An 18,718-nucleotide genomic window follows, 5' to 3' on the forward strand; every position below is an offset into this window, starting at 1 on the left:
TCTGCCCATAGGTGAATTCCGGCTCGCCGGGCCATTAATTCTGCCCATATCGCCTCTCGGCAGGGATTTTGTCTTAGACTGAGACAACTTCCCTACCTGCCCGTTCATGGTGACAGAGGAGATAATGTGGCACTCGAACCGTTGACCCCGCAACAGCGTTCCGCTGCGCTGGACAAAGCGTTCAAGGCACGTCAGGCACGAGCCGAAGTGAAGTCGGCGCTGAAGAACGGTGATACCGATCTCGCGGCCGTGCTCAAGAAGGCGGCAGACGACGAAGCACTGGCGAAGATGCGTGTGCTCGATCTGCTGAGGGCTCTGCCCGGAGTCGGTGACCGGCGAGCCGAAGCCGCCATGGACGAGGTCGGCATCGCCACCTCTCGGCGGATCAAGGGGCTGGGCGTCCACCAGAAGTCCGCCCTGTTGGAGAAATATTCCTGAGTGTGACAACCTCAGATCTGTGAATAATCGACTCACCGTCCTCGCGGGTCCGACCGCCGTCGGAAAAGGCACAATCAGCACCTATATCCGGCAGAACCACCCCGAGGTATGGTTCTCCGTGTCGGCCACGACCAGGCCCAGGCGCCCCGGTGAGATCGATGGTGTCCATTATCACTTCCTGACCGACGACGCCTTCGACGCCCTCATCTCCGATGGTCGGCTGCTCGAATACGCCGTCGTCCACGGGCGCCACCGCTACGGCACCCCCGCGGCCCCGGTGGAGGAGAAGCTCGAACAGGGGATTCCGGCTCTGCTCGAGATCGACCTGCAGGGCGCCCGCCAGGTCAAAGAGAAGATGCCCGACGCCCGCTTCGTCTTCCTCGCCCCGCCCAGCTGGGACGAACTCGTCTCCCGACTGACCGGTCGCGGGACCGAAACGGATGAGGAGCAGGAGCGACGACTGGCCACCGCGAAACGCGAATTGGCCGCAGAATCGGAGTTCGACGTGACCATCGTGAACGACCACGTTCGCACTGCGGCCGAAGAACTCCTATCATTGATGGGTATATCCACCTCCGATTAGATGGGAATCTCCTTGCCCGCACAGCCTGAAGGCATCACTAATCCTCCGATCGACGATCTGCTGAGTGTGACCGGTTCGAAGTACGAACTGGTCTCGATCGCGGCAAAGCGCGCCCGTCAGATCAACTCGTACTACGCCCAGCTGCAGGAGGGACTGCTCGAGAACGTCGGTCCGCTTGTCACGCCCGGCACCAACGAGAAGCCTCTGTCGATCGCTCTGCGTGAGGTCAACGAGTCGAAGATCGTCGCCCGCGAGGTCTCCGAAGCCGACTTCATCCAGGCCGCACCCGAGGCCGAAGCCACCGCTCCTGTGAGCAACGACGGCGCGATCGACTTCAGCGACCAGTGAGAATCGTACTCGGCGTCGCCGGTGGGATCGCCGCCTATAAGGCGGCACACGTCATCCGGCGACTCCGGGAGCTCGACCACAGCGTCAAGGTCGTTCCGACGGCCAACGCGCTGAAATTCATCGGCGCCCCCACGCTCGAGGCCCTGTCCGGTCAGACCGTGACCACCGACGTCTTCGACGAAGTCGACACCGTCAACCATGTCCGGATCGGACAGGAAGCCGACCTCGTCATCATCGCCCCGGCGACCGCCGACCTGATCGCGAAGATCACCGCCGGAATGGCCGATGATCTGCTCACCGCCACCGTGCTCACCACCACCGCCGAGGTGGTCGTGGCTCCGGCCATGCACACGGAGATGTGGCTCAATCCCGCCACCGTGGCGAACATCGCGACTCTGCGCTCCCGCGGCATCCATGTCCTCGACCCCGCCGTCGGTCGCCTCACCGGTCCCGACTCCGGTCCCGGACGCCTGCCCGAACCCGATGACATCGTCGACTTCGCCCTCTCCGTGGAGACCGGCCGGACGACGGCCGAACAGCCGGGCGAAGAGACTCGGGCGCTCTCGGGCCGCCGCATCGTCATCAGCGCCGGAGGCACCCGGGAAGCACTCGACCCCGTCCGATTCCTCGGCAACCGGTCTTCGGGCAAGCAGGGCATCGCCCTGGCCAAGGCCGCCCATGCCGCGGGCTCGCACGTCGAGCTCGTCGCCGCGAACATCGACTCCGGTCTGCTGACCGGACTGCCCGCGGGCATCACTATCACCCCGGTCGAATCCACGCTGGAGCTGCAGGCTGCGATGCACACAGCCCAGACAGGTGCCGACGCGATCATCATGGCTGCGGCCGTCGCCGACTACCGGCCCGCCGAGACCACCGACTCGAAGATGAAGAAGTCCGGAGACGACGGACTGACTCTGCGGCTCGTGCAGAACCCGGACATCCTGCGCGGACTCGTCGACGAACGCAGCCGACAGACCCGCCTCGGCCGCCAGATCATCGTCGGATTCGCCGCCGAGACCGGTGACGCCGACACCGCCGCGCTCGACTACGCTCGGGCCAAGTTCCGACGCAAGGGCGTCGACCTGCTCGTGTTCAACGACGTCTCCGACGACCGTGCCTTCGGTCACGACGACACCATGGTCCAGATCATCTCCGCCGAGAACGGCGAGGTCGTCGTCGGTGATGAATCCCACGGGTCGAAGGACGATGTTTCACAAAAGGTCATCGCGGCCCTGTCCGACCAGTTCACCCACGTAGAATCGACGACGTGACACAAACAAATCTGCGTTTCTTCTCATCCGAGTCCGTCACCGAGGGACATCCCGACAAGATCTGCGACCAGATCAGCGATGCGGTGCTCGACGATCTGCTCCGGCAGGACCCCAATGCCAAAGTGGCCGTGGAGACCATGGTCACCACCGGACTCGTCCACGTCGCCGGTGAGGTGAATACGGCCGCCTACGCCGACGTCGCCGGAATCGTGCGCAGCCTCATCACGGGAATCGGCTACGACTCCTCTGACACCGGCTTCGACGGACACTCCTGCGGAGTCTCCGTCTCCATCGGCAGCCAGTCCACTGACATCCACTCCGGTGTGACGAACCCGCTGGACTTCCGCGAAGCCGTCGAATCCTCCGACCACGGCACCAGCCTCGGCGCGGGAGACCAGGGGCTGATGTTCGGCTATGCCGACAACTCCACCGATGTGCTCATGCCGCTGCCCATCCACCTTGCCTCCCGGATGGCAGAGCAGCTCTCAGCCGTGCGCAGATCCGGCCGACTCGACTACCTGCGCCCGGACGGGAAGACGCAGCTGACCCTCGGCTACGACGGCGACGAAGCCGTATCGATCGAGAACGTCGTCGTCTCCACCCAGCATTCGGCGGAGACCAGCCAATCCCAGCTGCACACGGAGATCAGGGAACTCGTCATCGACCCGGTGATCGCGACCTCCGGCCTCGACCTGTCGGGCACGAACATCCACATCAACCCCGCCGGCCCCTTCGTCACGGGCGGACCGATGGGTGATGCCGGTCTGACCGGACGGAAGATCATCGTCGACACCTACGGCGGATTCTCCCGCCACGGCGGCGGAGCGTTCTCCGGCAAGGATCCCTCGAAGGTCGACCGTTCGGCAGCCTACGCAATGCGCTGGGTGGCGAAGAACGTCGTCGCCGCCGGACTCGCCGACCGTGCCGAAGTGCAGGTGTCCTATGCGATCGGACGTGTCGACCCGATGGGTCTGTACGTCGAGACCTTCGGAACGGAGAAGGTCGACCCGGCGGCGATTTCGGCAGCCATCCGCGAGGTCTTCGACCTCCGCCCGGCGATGATCATCGCCGAACTCGACCTGCTCCGCCCGATCTATTCGCAGACCTCGACCTACGGCCACTTCGGTCGCGAACTGCCCGACTTCACCTGGGAGGTCACGGACCGCGCCGAGGACCTGCTGCGCGCCGTGTCCTCCAGCTAGTCTGCCGTCGGCGTGGACGAACCCCTCCCGATCGACACCGGCACCTCGGCCGAAGGCCAGGTGCCCCTGGCTGCGACCGATCCGGTCGCCCGAGTGCTCATCGACCATCCCGTCCCGCACCTGGCGCGGACCTTCGACTATGCGGTCCCGGAAAAGCTCGCCGAGGCGGCCCTGCCCGGTGTGCGCGTCAGGGTGAAGTTCGCAGGGAAGCTGCGCGACGGCTATCTGCTCGACCGCGTCGGGTCCTCGGACCACATCGGGCCGCTGGCCGCGATCCAACGCATCAGCGGGCCCGTCCGGGTGCTCCGTGACGATCTGCTCGCCTTGAGCGAAGCCGTCGCCCGCCGCTACGGGGGCACACTGGCCGATGTGCTGCGCCTGGCCATCCCACCGCGACACGCCCGCGGGGAGAAGGCCGTGCTCAAGGCGGAGAAGGCAGCCGAAGCAACCGGGAAACAGGCCGATGCTCAGGCGACAGGTCCGGTGAACGATCCGGAGCAGGCGACAACGGACGACTCCCCGGAGGAACCGCGGCTGCTGGGCCGCCTCGGCGAATGGGTTCTCGCAGCGGCGGGGGAGATTCCGGGACCGACGGGAGAGGCTGCGACACAGGCTCCGGAAGCCGACGGAACGTCGGGGCCGCCTCGGCGCAGGGCCTTGGCCTGCACACCCGGGCCGACACCGGGACTCAGCTGGATCCGTGCCGGGCTCGAGGCCGCACGGGCGACCCTCGAGGCCGACAGATCCGTGCTCTGGCTCGTGCCCGACCATCGCGAACTCACCGTGCTCCGATCGAGTCTCGCCGCCGCCGGGATCGCGGAGGTCTCGGTGCTCAGCGCCGATCAGTCACCGGAGCTGCGGTGGCAGGCCTGGCTGCGCGGGCTGCTCGGTCACACGCGCATCACGATCGGCACCCGCGCCGCCGCCTTCGCTCCCGTCGCGGACCTCGGGCTCATCATCTGCACCGATGATGCGAACCTCAATTACCTCGACCAGCATGCCCCGTACCCGCACGCTCGGGAAGTCTGCCTGCTGCGGTCGACGATCGAGGACGCCGAACTGCTCTTCGTCTCCACCGATCGCAGCGCCGAAGTCCAGCGCCTCGTCGAAATCGGGTGGCTCGCCGATGTCACGCCGATCGGCCCCGCACGACGGCACGCCGCCCCCGTCGTCTTCGTCCCCGACGAGGACCGAGACCCCTTCGCCTGGCAGCGCATCCCGAGCCGGGCCTGGCAGATCATGCGCACGGCCCTGCGCCCGCGTGCCCGTGACGGGGGAGTGCCGGGCCCGGTTCTCGTGCAGGTGCCGCGGTCGGGCTACTATCCGGTCTTCGCCTGTGCCCGCTGCCAGGAAGTCGCCCGCTGTCCCCAATGCCAGGCGACGCTGACCACGCAGTCGGAAGTCGGACCGTTCGCCTGCCGATCCTGCGGATACCACTCGGAGACGTTCAGCTGTCTGCGCTGCCGCTCGAACCGCGTGAGGTCGATCGTGCGCGGCCGGGCCCGCACCGTCGAAGAGCTCGCCAGAGCGCTGCCGGACATCGAGATCGTCGAATCCGGAGGTGACCACATCTCCACGGTGCTCGACGAGACACCGCGCCTCGTGGTGGCCACGACGGGCGCCGAACCCTATGTGCTCGGCGGCTATGCCGCAGCGATCCTCTTGGATTCGCTGTGGCCGGGTCCGTGGATGCGTTCGATCGACGAAAGCGTGGCACGCCGACTGCGAGCCGCCTCCCTGGTGCGCTCACGCGATGAGGGCGGAGCCGTCTACCTCGGCGATGAGGACGAACTCATCCGGCAGACCCTGACCTCCTTCGACCCCACCACCTTCATGTCCCGGCAGCTGAGCGACAGGAAGGTCCTCGGCTTCCCGCCGTACCGACGGATCCTCGAGCTCACAGGAGCCGGTGTCGACATCGACACGGTGCTCGGCGAGATCGGCGAGGTCGAGGAGCTGCTGCGCGAGGACGCCGAGGGCGGCCAGCGCAGCGTCAGCGCCTACCCGTTCTCCGCCGGAGACCGCGTCGGGACGAGAGCGGCAGAGATCATCGCCTCCCGGTCGGCGAAGAAGCAGCCGCAGGTGCGAGTGCGCATCGATGATCCCCGGTCGCTGTGACGGACCGACGAACCAGTAGAATCCAAGTCGTGGATATCGTCTTCGCCGGCACCCCTGATGTCGCAGTTCCCGCCCTCGAGGCACTCGCCGAATCGGACCACCGCATCCGTGCGGTGCTCACCCGACCCGATGCGCCCGTAGGACGCAGACGAGTCCTCACCCCGTCACCGGTGAAGACCCGCGCCGTCGAACTCGGACTGCCCGTGATCGAAGCCGACCGACTGCGTGGCGACGTCATCTCTCAGCTGCGGGACCTCGACGTCGATGCCGTCGCGGTCGTCGCCTTCGGCGCCATCGCCGGACCCGCTGCGCTGGGCATCGCCAGGCTCGGCTGGTTCAACCTCCACTTCTCCCTGCTTCCCGCCTACCGCGGGGCCGCACCCGTCCAACGCGCACTCATAAGCGGTGAGACCACGAGCGGAGTCAGCGTGTTCCGCATCGACGAGGGCATGGACAGCGGTCCCGTGCTGCGCAGACTCGAACTGCCGCTCGACCACCCGGACGTCGCCGCCGCACTCGAGGACTATGCGCACCGAGGCGCTCCCGAGCTCGTCGCCGCCTTCGACGAACTGGCCGCCGGCACCGCGACCGAGACCCCGCAGACCGGTGAGTCCAGCCATGCTGAGAAGATCACCGTCACCGACGCCCACCTCGACCTCTCCGCACCCGCAGCCCGCGTCATCGACCGGGCTCGCGGGACCAGCCCCGCACCGGGCCCATGGGTGGAACTCGACGGCAGGAGAACGAAGCTCTTCAGACTCACCCCCGCCCCCGAGGTGACAGCCGCCGGCGAGGTCGGCGAACTGACCACATGGAAACAGCAGCCGGTGCTGCGCTGCGGTGACGGCTGGGTCCACGTCGAAGCGATCCAACCCTTCGGCAAGGCCCGCATGAACACCGCCGACTTCCTGCGCGGCCGCGGCGACGTGACCTTCGACCCCTATACCGAAGAGAAAGCATAAGAGCCATGGCTGAGTCAGCAGGCAGAGATCGCCGAGGCGGCAGCCGCGGACACGACGGCAATCGCGGACAGCGCCGAGGCGGTCCCCGAGACACCGCCCGACGCGGCGGGCCCGGCCGCGGACGAGGCGATCGCGACCGCCCACGGCAGGATAGCGGAGCACCGCATGCCGAACGGGCGGGCAAGAACCTGCCGCGGCGCATCGCCTGGGAGGTCCTCCTCGATGTGGCGACGAAAGACGCCTACGCGAACCTGCTGCTGCCTGCCAAACTCGCCCGCACCCATATGGGCGCTCAGGACGCCGCCTTCACGACCGAACTCACCTACGGTGCCCTGCGCCGGCAGAAGTTCTACGATGCGGTCATCGAGGTCGCCTCGTCCCGCGCCATCGACAAGATCGATCCCGAACCCCTGGCCGCGATGCGCCTCGGCGCCCACCAGCTGCTGTCGATGCGCGTGCCGAACCATGCGGCACTGTCCGAGACCGTGGCCGTGGTCAAACGCTCCGCGGCGAAGACCGCCGGATTCGTCAACGCCGTGCTCCGGCGCATCTCGGAAGCCGAACCCGCCGTTTGGCTCGACCGCGTCACCGCCGAGGCATCGGAGACCACGCGGCTGGCCATCGAACACTCCCATCCCGAATGGGTCGTGCGCTCCCTCACCCAGGCACTCAAGGGACACGGCCGCGACGCCGCCGAACTAGAAGCGCTCCTCGCAGCCGACAACGCACCCGCGAAGGTCGGTGTGTCCGCCCTGCCCGGGCTCATCGACCGCAGCGAACTGCCGGGAGAGCCCACCCCGCTGTCACCGATCGGCGTCACCCTGGACACCGCGGTGCCGCGGGACGTCGCAGCCGTGGCCGACGGACGCGCCCGCGTCCAGGACGAAGGATCGGCCCTCGTCGCCCTCGCCCTGGCCGAGGTCGAAGCGCCCACCGGAACCTGGGCCGACCTGTGCGCCGGACCCGGCGGCAAGGCGGCCGTCCTCGGTGCCGCTGCCGCCGGCGAAGCGACGACGCTGGATGCCTTCGACTCCAGCGAGCACCGCGTCGACCTCGTCCGCGACTCCACCCAGGCACTGACCAACGTCACCGCCGCCATCCGCGACGGACGCGAGGCCCGCGGGCCCTACTCGAAGATCCTCGTCGACGTGCCCTGCTCCGGGCTCGGCGCGCTGCGCCGTCGCCCCGAAGCCCGCTACCGCAGACGGCCCGAAGACATCACGGCCCTGACCGGACTGCAGCGCGAACTGCTCGCCGCAGCCCTCGACGCGTGCGCGCCCGGGGGAGTGGTCGCCTACTCGACCTGCTCCCCGCACTATGCCGAGACCGTGCTCATCGTCGACGAAGTGCTGCGGCTGCGCACCAAGTCCGGGACCGCGGACATCGAGATCCTCGACACCCCGGCCGTGCTGTCGGCGATCACCGGCACCGAGGCGGAATCGTTCGCCTCGGTGACCCGGGACGGAGGACGATACGCTCAGCTCTGGCCCCACGTGCACAACAGCGACGGAATGTTCCTGGCCCTCCTGCGAAAGGCGAAATGACCCATGCCCATCGACATCAACCCCTCCATCCTGTCCTCGGACTTCTCCGATCTGCGTGGTGAGCTCGAGAAGATCAGCACCGCCGATATGGCCCATATCGACGTCATGGACAACCATTTCGTCCCGAATCTCACCTTCGGCCCGCCCGTCGTCGAACGCATCCGGGCGATCTCTCCGATCCCGCTCGACGCCCATCTCATGATCGCCGACGCCGATCGCAACGCACCCGTGTACGCCGAGATCGGCTGCGCCTCGGTGACCTTCCACGCCGAGGCAGTCGCCGCCCCCGTCCGCCTGGCCCGGGAGCTGCGCCGCCTCGGAGCGAAGGCGAGCCTCGCACTCAAACCGGCCACCCCGATCGAACCCTTCATCGACCTCCTCGGCGAGTTCGACCAGATCCTCATCATGACCGTCGAGCCCGGGTTCGGCGGTCAGAAGTTCCTCGATGTGTGCCTGCCGAAGATCGCTCGGACCCGCGAGGCCATCTCGGCCTCCGGACTCGAGATCAGGCTGCAGGTCGACGGGGGAGTCTCCGCAGCGACGATCGACCGAGTCGTCGACGCCGGAGCCGACGTCCTCGTGGCCGGCTCCGCCGTCTACGGCGCCGAGGATGCCGCAGCGGCCATCAGTCAGCTGCGCACCCTCGCAGCCGCTCACACCCACTGACCGATCCGGGCCGGATGAACTCAGCGGCCCACACCTGAAGAGAGCCTGCGATGGACCTGTTCGACTGGTTGAACACCCCGGCGTTCGAACTGCTGGGCAAACCCGTGCCGTACTCCGACCTGTTCGGAAACATCTGTGCCCTGGCCACGGTCGTCCTCGCGCTGCGCCGGAACATCCTGTCCTGGCCGGTGCAGATTCTGGGCTCCATCCTCCTCTTCTCCGCCAGCCTGTCCGCCGGCCTCGGCGGCAACGCCTCCCGGCAGGTCGTCATCATCGTCGCCGCGATCTGGGGGTGGACGCAGTGGAAGAAGTCCAAGGCCGCCGCCGGTGAGGTCCTCGTCCGTTGGGCCACCTGGAAGGAACGGGCGATCCTGCTCGCGGCTCTCGTCATCGGCACGGGAGTCTTCGGCTGGGTCCTCGCCCTGGGCGGGTGGTCCTGGAACCCGTACCCCGACGCGTACATCTTCATCGGCTCGATCGTGGCCATGTACGCCCAGGGCCGGGCCATCGTCGAATTCTGGTTCGTCTGGCTCGCCGTCGACCTCGTCGGCATCCCCCTGGCGATCTCCGGCGGACTCGTCTTCTCCGGAGCCGTGTACCTGTTCTTCCTCGTCATGGTCGTCCTCGGACTCATCGACTGGTCGAAGCGCTCACGCCAGACGATCTCGGCGCCCCACCGTCCGGCCACCGATATCGGCCGCGACCCCGAGGACTGACACTCACCGACCGCAGCGCCGGTGCGAGCCGGCCCGCGGCGTTTTGGAACATGAGACCCCGAATGCTGCGGTCGATGAGGATGCATTAGGCTGGAGAAGTGAAGACCTTTGAGACTCTCTACGCCGAACTCCAGCAGAAATCCCTCGATCGACCGGCCGGTTCGAAGACCGTGGCCGAACTCGACGCCGGAGTCCATGCGATCGGCAAGAAGGTCGTGGAAGAGGCCGCTGAAGTGTGGATGGCCGCCGAATACGAAACCGAGGAAGAGCTCGCCGAGGAGATCTCGCAGCTGCTCTACCACGTACAGGTGATGATGATCGCCAAGGGACTGACCCTCGACGACGTCAACACCCACCTCTGAGACCCTCCCACGAACCCGACCGACCCGACGCCATCGAACTCCAAAGGGACCCCATGCTGCGTGTAGCCGTGCCCAACAAGGGCGCACTGTCCGAAGCCGCCTCCGACATGCTCAGCGAGGCCGGATACTCCACTCGACGCGGAACCAAGACACTGGTCCATCAGGACGAAGTGAACGGAGTCGAGTTCTTCTACCTGCGCCCCCGCGACATCGCCATCTACGTCGGCTCCGGCATCCTCGACGCCGGAATCACCGGCCGTGACCTGCTGCTCGAATCGCAGGCCGAAGCCGACGAGGTGCTCGGGCTCGGATTCGGTGCCTCCCGCTTCTTCTACGCCGGCACCACCGGCTCCTTCACCTCACCCGACCAGTTGGCCGGCGCCCGCATCGCCACGAGCTTCCCGAACCTCGTGGACGCCGACCTGCAGCGACGCGGAATCCCCGCGACGACCGTGCAGCTCGACGGAGCGATCGAGGTCTCCATCCAGCTCGGAGTCGCCGACGCCATCGCCGATGTCGTCGAAACCGGTTCCACCCTGCGCGCCGCGGGTCTCGAGACCTTCGGCGAGCCGCTGCTCGAATCCGAAGGCGTGCTCATCCAGCGCGCCGGAGCCGAATCCCGCATCGGCGTGCTCAAACGTCGCCTCGAATCGGTCATGGTCGCCCGCCAGTACGTGCTCGTCGACTACAACATCGAACACCGACTGGTGCCCGAAGCGATCTCGCTGACCCCGGGACTCGAATCCCCGACCGTGTCGCCGCTGCAGGAGACCGGTTGGGTCGCCGTGCGCGTCATGGTCGAAGCGAAGGAAGTCAACAACGTCATGGACCGACTCTACGGAGTCGGCGCCCGTGCGATCCTGGTGACGAACATTGGCGCCTGCCGAATCTGATCTCGCAGTGTTCCGGCCCCGACAGGTGCGCATCATCAGCATCGTCGGTGCCATCGCCGTGACCGCCGGGTTCGCGGTCCTGTCCGTGGCGCTGTTCGTCGTGGACTGGGAACCGTGGACCGTGCTCGACATGGTATGGATGAACCTGCTGGGCATTCTCTTCGGAGCCGCCCTGCTGCGCATCTCGGATATCCAGGCTCGGCCCACCGAGGAGGGACTGGTGGTCAAGAACATGGTGCGCACCCGCCGGTTCGACTGGGGGCAGATCCTCGGAGTGACGTTCTCACCCGTCGGTGACGACCCCTGGCCCTCGCTGGACCTCACCGACGGCACCACCTACGCGGTGATGGCGATCCAGCATGCCGACGGTCCCCGCGCCCATGCGGAGGTCGCACGATTGCGTATGCTCGTCAGCAGACGCACCCACTTCAAGGAGGATTAGGAATGGCGAACGAGACACCCGAGACCGAGTCGGGGCCCCTGACCGGATACACCGTGGTCGATCTCTCCCGAGCCCTGGCCGGCCCCCATGCGGGAATGATGTTCGGCGACCTCGGGGCGCGAGTGATCAAGGTCGAGAACCCCGGCAAGGGCGATGATTCGCGGTCCTGGGGCCCTCCCTTCGTCGGCCCCGAGGACAACCCCCAGGCCACCTACTTCTTCTCCTGCAACCGCAACAAGGAATCCATCGCCCTCGACCTCAAATCCGAGACGGGCACGAACACGCTGACCGGACTCATCGCACGTGCCGATGTGCTCATCGAGAACTTCCGCTCCGGCGTCCTCGATCGGCTCGGCTTCTCCACCGCCCGATGCATGGAGATCAACCCGCGCCTGGTCATCCTCTCCATCACCGGCTTCGGCCACGACGGGCCGGAGGCCTCCCGCGCCGGCTACGACCAGATCGCCCAGGGCGAGGCCGGGCTGATGTCGCTGACCGGGTCCGGACCCGATGACATGCAGCGTGTGGGTGTGCCGATCGCCGATCTGCTCGCCGGGATCTACGGCTCCTTCGGCGTGCTGGCCGCTCTGCTCGAGCGCGAACGCACCGGCCAGGGCAAGGTCGTGCGCACCTCGCTCATCGCGGGAATGGTCGGCGTCCACGCCTTCCAGGGAACACGGGCGACCGTGGCCGGGCAGGAACCCCAGCCGGGCGGCAACCACCACCCGTCGCTGTCGCCGTACGGCCTCTTCAACTGCCGCGACGGCGCCGTGCAGATCTCCGTGGGCAACGAGAACCTGTGGCAGAAGTTCTGCGCCGCCTTCGACATCGACCCCGCCACCGAAGGTCTGGCCGACAACGCCTCACGCGTGGCCAACCGGCCGGCACTCATCGAACTCATCGAAGACCGCTTCTCCGCCTTCGACGCAGCCGATCTGCTCGCCAAGCTCACCAAGGCGGGAATCCCGTCCGGCACGGTCCGCAGCCTGCCCGAGGTCTATCAGTGGGAGCAGGCGCTCAGCCAGGGACTCAAGGTCTCCGTCGACCACCCGGTGCTCGGCGACATCGACCTGCCCGGACCGCCGCTGCGCTTCTTCGACGCCGGCGCCTCCGGTGAGGTCGAAACCACTCGCACCGCCCACGACGCACCGCCGCTGCTGGACGAAGACGCGGACTCCATCGTGGCGTGGCTCGCCGACGGAAACTGAACGGGACCGTCATGACGCGTCTGAACGCATACGAACTCGTCGACATCGTCCTCGACCAAGGATCCTTCCTGTCCTGGGACTCCACGCCCATCCGACCGGCCGGCGGGATCTCCGCAGACTATGCCGCGGAACTCGATGCCGCGGCGCAGAAGTCCGGAGTCGACGAAGCCATCATCACCGGTGAAGGCACCATCGACGGCCGCCGGGTGGCCGTGGTCGCCGGCGAATTCCGGTTCCTCGCCGGCTCCATCGGCGTGGCCGCGGCCGAACGCCTCGTCGACGCCATCGAACGCGCCACCCTCGAGGGACTGCCCCTGCTGGCCGGACCCGCCTCGGGAGGCACCCGCATGCAGGAGGGCACCATCGCCTTCCTGTCGATGGTGAAGATCACCAACGCCGTCATCGCCCACCGCAAGGCCGGACTGCCCTACCTCGTCTACCTGCGCCACCCCACCACCGGAGGGGTCTTCGCTTCCTGGGGATCGCTGGGACATGTCACCGTGGCCGAACCCGGGTCCCTCATCGGTTTCCTCGGCCCCCGAGTGTTCGAGGCCATCTACGGGGAGAAGTTCCCGGAGAACGTGCAGACCGGGGAGAACCTGCACAAGATGGGCATCGTCGACGCCGTCATCGGTCCCGAACGCATCGCCGGCACCGTCTCCCGCGTCCTCGACGTGCTCATGGGCGGCAAGGAGGTTCCGGGCCAGGTGCCGGATCCGGACACCGCACCGGCCACCGTCGATCCGAACTCCGATGCCTGGGCCGCGATCACCAGCTCGCGTCGCCCCGAACGCCCCGGAGTCCGTGACCTGCTGCGGACCGCAGCGAACACCGTCCTGCCGCTCAACGGCACCGGGGAAGGGGAGAAGGATCCCGGACTGCTGCTGGCCCTGGCGAAATTCGGTTCCGCGCCGTGCATCGTCCTCGGCCAGGACCGCTTCCGGCAGGACTCCCGTGCCCCGATGGGGCCGGCGGCCCTGCGTGAGGCCCGGCGCGGAATGCGGTTGGCCGCGGAACTGCACCTGCCGCTCGTGACCGTCATCGACACCCCCGGTGCGGCCCTGTCGAAAGAAGCCGAAGAAGGCGGAATCGCCGGCGAGATCGCCCGCAGCCTCGCCGACCTCGCGAACCTCGACGCCCCGTCCGTCTCGCTCATCCTCGGTGAGGGCTCCGGAGGCGGAGCACTGGCACTCATCCCCACCGACCGGGTGCTCAGCGCCGAACACGGCTGGCTCTCGCCTCTGCCGCCCGAGGGCGCATCGGCGATCGTGCATCGCACCACCGAGAGGGCCGCCGAGATGGCGCAGAGTCAGGGCGTGCACGCGCCCATGCTGCAGGCCAGCGGAGTCGTCGACCGGATCATCGCCGAACACCCCGACGCCAGCGACGAACCTCTTGACTTCGTCGCCCGGGTCGGACAGACACTCGAATACGAACTCATCTCGCTCATGCGCGAACCATCGGCCAGGCGCCTGGCCCGCCGAATGGATCGCTACCGGGGCCTGGGAATCTAGGAGGACTGCGTGGTAGCTGTCAGAGTCATCCCCTGTCTGGACGTCGACGGCGGACGCGTCGTCAAGGGAGTGAAGTTCGCCGACCTCAAGGACGCCGGCGACCCAGTCGAGCTCGCCCGCCGCTACGGCGAATCCGGTGCCGACGAACTCACCTTCCTCGATGTCACGGCCAGCAGCGGTGACCGGGAGACCGTCCATGACGTCGTCCGCGCGTGCGCCGAAGAGGTCTTCATCCCGCTGACCGTCGGCGGCGGCATCCGCAGCGTCGCCGACGTCGACCGTCTGCTGCGCGACGGAGCCGACAAGGTCTCGGTCAACACCTCGGCGGTGGCGAACCCGGAGCTCATCAGCGAGATCTCCCGACACTTCGGCAATCAGGTCCTCGTCCTGTCCCTCGACGCCCGTCGCACGCAGGGAACGAGCACGGAATCCGGATTCGAAGTCACCACCCGCGGCGGCAGAGAAGGAACGGGCCGATGCGCGATCGACTGGGTCCGGGAAGCCGCGGAGCGCGGGGTCGGCGAGATCCTGCTCAACTCCATCGACGCCGACGGCACACGTGAGGGCTTCGACCTCGAACTCATCAGTGCCGCCCGCGCCGCCGTCGACGTGCCGCTCATCGCGTCGGGCGGAGCCGGCAAGGTCGAACACTTCGCTCCGGCGGTGGAAGCAGGAGCCGATGCGCTGCTGGCCGCCAGCGTCTTCCACTTCGGCACGCTGAGCATCGCCGAGGTCAAGGACGCACTGCGTTCGCAGGGAATCGACGTCCGATGAGCAGCGATATCGACGCCACTGCGCACAACTGGCGGGAGATCATCGGACTGGGCGACGACGGTCTCATCCCCGTCATCGTCCAAGAGGCCACGAGCCGCGAGGTGCTCATGCTCGCGTGGATGGACGTCGAAGCCGTCTCCCGCACACTGGAGACGAGGCGGGCCACCTACTGGTCGCGGTCCCGGCGGGAATACTGGGTGAAGGGGGAGACCTCGGGCCATGTCCAACATGTCCGCTCGCTCAGCCTCGACTGCGATGCCGACGCCCTGCTCATGCTCGTCGACCAGACCGGACCCGCCTGCCATACGAACACCCCGACCTGCTTCACCGGAAGGACCATCAGTGTCGACTGACCCAGCGGCGAACCCGACCGACCTGCCGATCCGACCCAGCCTCGACCAGTTCCGCGCCCTCGGCGCCGACCATCGGCTGGTGCCGGTCCACACCCAGGTGCTCGCGGACTCGGAGACCCCGCTGAGCCTCTACCGCAAACTCACCGACGGCGGACCGGGAAGCTTCCTCTTCGAATCCGCGGTCGCCGGATCCTGGGCCAGGTACTCTTTCATCGGATCGGCACCCGTGGCCACACTCATCTCCTCCGAGGACGGATTCCACTGGACCGGCACTCCGCCGGTGGGCGTGCCCACCGACGGCGACGTCCTCGACGCGGTCACCGCCGCCCTCGACCTCCTCGCCGTGGCCGAAGCGGAATCGGGGCTGCCGCCCATGGTCTCGAGCTTCGTCGGCTACTTCGGGTGGGACATCGTCCGCCGCTTCGAACGGCTCGGCCCGCCGCGGCCCAACGAACATTACCTGCCGACCGTGCAGCTGATGATCCCCGGCGACATCGCCGTCTTCGACCACTATTCGGGAACGGTCACCCTCGTGGCCAATGTGTTCAACGTCAACGGCGCCGACACCGGCATCGAGGAGGCCCACGCCTCAGGCGTCGCGCGCATCACGGCGATGCTCGACCGTCTGCACCAGCCCAGCCCGGCCGATGTCCTTCGTCCCCGCAAGGCCGACCCCGAGGTGGCCACCCGCACCCAGCCGCAGGTGTACCTCGACGGTGTGGAGACGGCGAAGCAGAAGATCGTCGATGGGGAGATCTTCCAGGTCGTCGTCGGCCAGCGCTTCGACACCCCGTGCGATGCCGATCCGCTCAGCGTGTACCGGATGCTGCGGCATGCGAACCCCAGCCCATTCATGTACCTGCTCAACCTCCACGATGACGGCGGCGACCCGGTGAGCATCATCGGCTCCTCGCCGGAGGCACTCGTCACCGTCCGCTCCGGAGAGGTCCTCACCCACCCGATCGCCGGTTCCCGACCCCGCGGCACCACCCCGGAGGCCGATGACTCCCTGGCCCGAGAGCTCCTGGCCGATGAGAAGGAACGCGCCGAGCACCTCATGCTCGTCGACCTCGCCCGCAACGACCTCGCGAAGGTGTGCGCGGCCGGAACCATCGACGTCAGCGAGTTCATGGACATCGTCCGCTACAGCCACATCATGCACATCAGCTCCACGGTGCGCGGCGAACTCGAACCCGGAACCACCGCCGTCGACGTGCTGCGGGCGACCTTCCCCGCCGGCACCCTGTCCGGGGCACCCAAACCGCGGGCACTGCAGATCATCGACGAACTCGAACCCGTCGGGCGCGGAATCTACGGGGGAGTGGTCGGCTATATGTCCTTCACCGGCGACCTCGACCTGGCCATCGCCATCCGCACCGGAGTGCTCAGCCACGGCACGATGAGCGTCTACGCCGGAGGCGGGCTCGTCGCCGACTCCGTGCCCGAGACCGAATACCAGGAATCCGAGAACAAGGCCGCGGCCGTGCTGCGCGCCGCCGCCGCAGCGAACGCCCTGCACACAGCCGAAGGAACCCAGAGGTGAGGCCATGACGAAATCACGCGGAGTCCTCATCGTCCTCGTCATCGCCGCAGCACTGTGGGCACTGACGATCTCCGCCTGGCAGGTGGGCGCCGCCGGCGACACGCTCGGACCCAGCGGTGTGGCAGAGGTCACCGAGGATGCGAGTTCGCAGGCCTCACCCGTGGCCACCTCCTGCGTGGCGATCATCGCGGTCTCGGGACTGCTCGCCGCGATGCTCGGGCGGATCGGACGCTTCGTCGTCCTGGGACTGGCCGGGATCGCCGGAATCGGCTACGGGATCACCGCCCTGACCGCCGCCTCGGCGCCGGGAGCCACCTCATGGGCGATCATCGCGGCAGTGGCTGCGGGAATCGGCGTCATCGGCATCGTCTGGGTCGCCGTCGCCTCGAACGGGTGGACGAACTCCAACCGCTACGCCCGCAGCGCCGAAGCCGCCGGCGGAGAATTCGACTCGGCCGCGACCTGGGATGCCCTCTCCCGCGGGGAAGACGTCGAAGACGCACCCGACGGCGAGGAACCGAGCGAACCGGACTCCGAACCGGATTCGAAATGACCTTGTGACCGGGTCGGTGTCCGGTCGACCGAAGAAGCGTGACACAATGGAGGAAAGTTTTCACACGCGTGTCACGCAGTCACTCTAAGGAGCGCCATGTCGCAGTCCATCGCCCGCAATGGGGCCGCAGATCTCGACAAATCCACGATCGACTACGCAGCGATCGCCGATCCCGGTCACGGCAACTCGGTGGCGGGATGGACCGGTGTGATCATCATGCTCCTCGGCGTGTCCGTCGGCTGTGTGGGCTTCACGATCCACAACCCCACGATCACCTACATCTCCATCGGCATCGTCGCCCTCGGCGTCGTCGTCGGCCTGATCCTGCGTGCCGTCGGACTGGGCAACAAGCCGAAGAAGAAATGACGGTTCTCAATGACATCGTCTCCGGTGTGCGGGAAGACCTGCAGGCACGCCGGAACGAGGTTCCGCTGAGTGAGATCACGGCTCGTGCCGCGGCGGCCGAACCTGTCCGCCGCTTCGACCTGCGTGCCGACTTCGGTGTCATCGCCGAGGTCAAACGGAAGTCGCCCTCCCGCGGAGACCTCGCCCGGATTCCCGACCCCGGAACGCTGGCCGGCCTGTATGCCGCCGGCGGTGCCCGCGCCATCAGCGTGCTCACCGAAGCCCGCCGCTTCAACGGCAGCCTCGACGACCTCGACTCGGTGCGCGCCGCCGTCGACATCCCTGTCCTGCGCAAGGACTTCATGGTCGACGAATACCAGTTCCATGAGGCTCGCGCCCACGGCGCCGATATCGTCCTGCTCATCGTCGCAGCCCTCGACCCCGTGCAGCTGGGCGAATTCCATGCCCTCGCCACGGAGCTGGGGATGACGGCGCTCGTCGAGACCCACAACCGCGAAGAGCTGGACATCGCGGCCGAACTCGGTGCCGAGCTCATCGGGGTCAACACCCGCAACCTCAAAGACCTCAGCGTCGACACCGACCGGTTCGCGCCCTTGGCCGACCTGGCCCCCGACGGGTGCACCCTCGTCGCCGAATCCGGGGTGGCCGGCGCCGCCGAAGTGGCGAAGTACGCGGATGCCGGAGCCGATCTCGTGCTCGTGGGCGAAGCCCTGGTCACCGGCGGCCCCCCGCAGGCCGCAGTCGAGGAGTACACCGCGCTCGGCCGGGAACGCCGCTCTCTGTCCGCATCCTGAACCCCGCCCGCGACGGCCGCCGCAACTGGCCGACGATGGGCCAATACTGCACCCATTCGGTCGTCCGG

21 protein-coding genes are annotated in these 18,718 nt (G+C 67.5%); all 21 read left to right on the forward strand.

Translation table 11 applies throughout. The features are described 5' to 3' along the window. Nucleotides 1–126 precede the first annotated feature (126 nt). The 21 genes from mihF to trpC all read left to right on the forward strand — a co-directional run bounded on the left by mihF (nt 127) and on the right by trpC (nt 18,650). On the forward strand, nt 127–438 hold the full coding sequence (gene mihF, locus FHG09_RS03540) for an integration host factor, actinobacterial type (RefSeq protein WP_152346336.1): 312 nt from the start codon (nt 127–129) through the stop codon (nt 436–438). A 19-nt stretch (nt 439–457) separates the two neighbouring features. Next, nucleotides 458–1,021: a guanylate kinase gene (gmk, locus tag FHG09_RS03545; protein ID WP_152346337.1), complete on the forward strand. Its 564-nt coding sequence runs from the start codon at nt 458–460 to the stop codon at nt 1,019–1,021. A 12-nt stretch (nt 1,022–1,033) separates the two neighbouring features. Then, nucleotides 1,034–1,369 (forward strand): DNA-directed RNA polymerase subunit omega, encoded by a 336-nt coding sequence (rpoZ, locus tag FHG09_RS03550; protein ID WP_227492527.1) that lies wholly within the window; start codon nt 1,034–1,036, stop codon nt 1,367–1,369. Further along, nucleotides 1,366–2,640 carry a bifunctional phosphopantothenoylcysteine decarboxylase/phosphopantothenate--cysteine ligase CoaBC gene (gene coaBC / locus FHG09_RS03555; protein WP_152346338.1) on the forward strand — a complete coding sequence of 425 codons (1,275 nt, stop codon included), beginning with the start codon at nt 1,366–1,368 and terminating at the stop codon, nt 2,638–2,640. The genes rpoZ and coaBC overlap by 4 nt, the downstream gene beginning before the upstream one ends. Further along, on the forward strand, nt 2,637–3,842 hold the full coding sequence (metK, locus tag FHG09_RS03560; protein WP_152346339.1) for a methionine adenosyltransferase: 1,206 nt from the start codon (nt 2,637–2,639) through the stop codon (nt 3,840–3,842). Before coaBC ends, metK begins: the two co-directional genes overlap by 4 nt. A 12-nt stretch (nt 3,843–3,854) precedes the next feature. Continuing rightward, a complete protein-coding gene (locus tag FHG09_RS03565) occupies nt 3,855–5,960 on the forward strand; it encodes a primosomal protein N' (protein WP_152346340.1) in 2,106 nt (701 codons plus the stop codon). Between the two features lie 29 nt (nt 5,961–5,989). Beyond that, nucleotides 5,990–6,922: a methionyl-tRNA formyltransferase gene (gene fmt, locus FHG09_RS03570; RefSeq protein ID WP_152346341.1), complete on the forward strand. Its 933-nt coding sequence runs from the start codon at nt 5,990–5,992 to the stop codon at nt 6,920–6,922. 5 nt (nt 6,923–6,927) lie between these two features. Beyond that, nucleotides 6,928–8,466, forward strand: a complete 1,539-nt coding sequence (locus tag FHG09_RS03575; RefSeq protein WP_152346342.1) for an RsmB/NOP family class I SAM-dependent RNA methyltransferase — start codon at nt 6,928–6,930, stop codon at nt 8,464–8,466. Nucleotides 8,467–8,469: 3 nt separating this feature from the next. Further along, complete coding sequence (gene rpe / locus FHG09_RS03580) at nt 8,470–9,132, forward strand: ribulose-phosphate 3-epimerase (RefSeq protein WP_152346343.1); 663 nt, start codon at nt 8,470–8,472, stop codon at nt 9,130–9,132. A gap of 50 nt (nt 9,133–9,182) precedes the next feature. Beyond that, nucleotides 9,183–9,848: a nicotinamide mononucleotide transporter family protein gene (locus tag FHG09_RS03585; protein ID WP_152346344.1), complete on the forward strand. Its 666-nt coding sequence runs from the start codon at nt 9,183–9,185 to the stop codon at nt 9,846–9,848. A 98-nt stretch (nt 9,849–9,946) separates the two neighbouring features. Further along, the gene (locus FHG09_RS03590) at nt 9,947–10,210 is read left to right on the forward strand and encodes a phosphoribosyl-ATP diphosphatase (protein WP_152346345.1); all 264 of its coding nucleotides are present in this window, start codon (nt 9,947–9,949) and stop codon (nt 10,208–10,210) included. A gap of 53 nt (nt 10,211–10,263) precedes the next feature. Continuing rightward, nucleotides 10,264–11,103 carry an ATP phosphoribosyltransferase gene (hisG, locus tag FHG09_RS03595; RefSeq protein WP_152346346.1) on the forward strand — a complete coding sequence of 280 codons (840 nt, stop codon included), beginning with the start codon at nt 10,264–10,266 and terminating at the stop codon, nt 11,101–11,103. Nucleotides 11,104–11,110: 7 nt separating this feature from the next. Next, nucleotides 11,111–11,545: a PH domain-containing protein gene (locus FHG09_RS03600; RefSeq protein WP_227492528.1), complete on the forward strand. Its 435-nt coding sequence runs from the start codon at nt 11,111–11,113 to the stop codon at nt 11,543–11,545. 2 nt (nt 11,546–11,547) lie between these two features. Continuing rightward, nucleotides 11,548–12,753, forward strand: coding sequence for a CaiB/BaiF CoA transferase family protein (locus FHG09_RS03605; protein WP_152346348.1), 1,206 nt, complete (start codon nt 11,548–11,550; stop codon nt 12,751–12,753). Nucleotides 12,754–12,764: 11 nt separating this feature from the next. Then, nucleotides 12,765–14,267 carry a carboxyl transferase domain-containing protein gene (locus tag FHG09_RS03610; RefSeq protein WP_152346349.1) on the forward strand — a complete coding sequence of 501 codons (1,503 nt, stop codon included), beginning with the start codon at nt 12,765–12,767 and terminating at the stop codon, nt 14,265–14,267. Nucleotides 14,268–14,276: 9 nt separating this feature from the next. Further along, entirely contained in the window at nt 14,277–15,041 is a 765-nt protein-coding gene (gene hisF / locus FHG09_RS03615; protein ID WP_152346350.1) for an imidazole glycerol phosphate synthase subunit HisF, read from the forward strand. Further along, a complete protein-coding gene (gene hisI / locus FHG09_RS03620; RefSeq protein ID WP_152346351.1) occupies nt 15,038–15,394 on the forward strand; it encodes a phosphoribosyl-AMP cyclohydrolase in 357 nt (118 codons plus the stop codon). Before hisF ends, hisI begins: the two co-directional genes overlap by 4 nt. Then, nucleotides 15,297–16,937: an anthranilate synthase component I gene (trpE, locus tag FHG09_RS03625; protein WP_152346352.1), complete on the forward strand. Its 1,641-nt coding sequence runs from the start codon at nt 15,297–15,299 to the stop codon at nt 16,935–16,937. Before hisI ends, trpE begins: the two co-directional genes overlap by 98 nt. Before the next feature lie 4 nt (nt 16,938–16,941). After that, nucleotides 16,942–17,490 carry a Trp biosynthesis-associated membrane protein gene (locus FHG09_RS03630; RefSeq protein WP_152346353.1) on the forward strand — a complete coding sequence of 183 codons (549 nt, stop codon included), beginning with the start codon at nt 16,942–16,944 and terminating at the stop codon, nt 17,488–17,490. A 96-nt stretch (nt 17,491–17,586) separates the two neighbouring features. Then, nucleotides 17,587–17,856: an HGxxPAAW family protein gene (locus FHG09_RS03635; RefSeq protein ID WP_152346354.1), complete on the forward strand. Its 270-nt coding sequence runs from the start codon at nt 17,587–17,589 to the stop codon at nt 17,854–17,856. Continuing rightward, nucleotides 17,853–18,650, forward strand: a complete 798-nt coding sequence (trpC, locus tag FHG09_RS03640) for an indole-3-glycerol phosphate synthase TrpC (protein ID WP_152346355.1) — start codon at nt 17,853–17,855, stop codon at nt 18,648–18,650. The genes FHG09_RS03635 and trpC overlap by 4 nt, the downstream gene beginning before the upstream one ends. Nucleotides 18,651–18,718: the final 68 nt, after the last annotated feature.

The sequence above is a fragment of the Brevibacterium sp. CFH 10365 genome (assembly GCF_009299785.1).
GTDB classification, from domain to species: Bacteria; Actinomycetota; Actinomycetes; order Actinomycetales; family Brevibacteriaceae; genus Brevibacterium; species Brevibacterium limosum.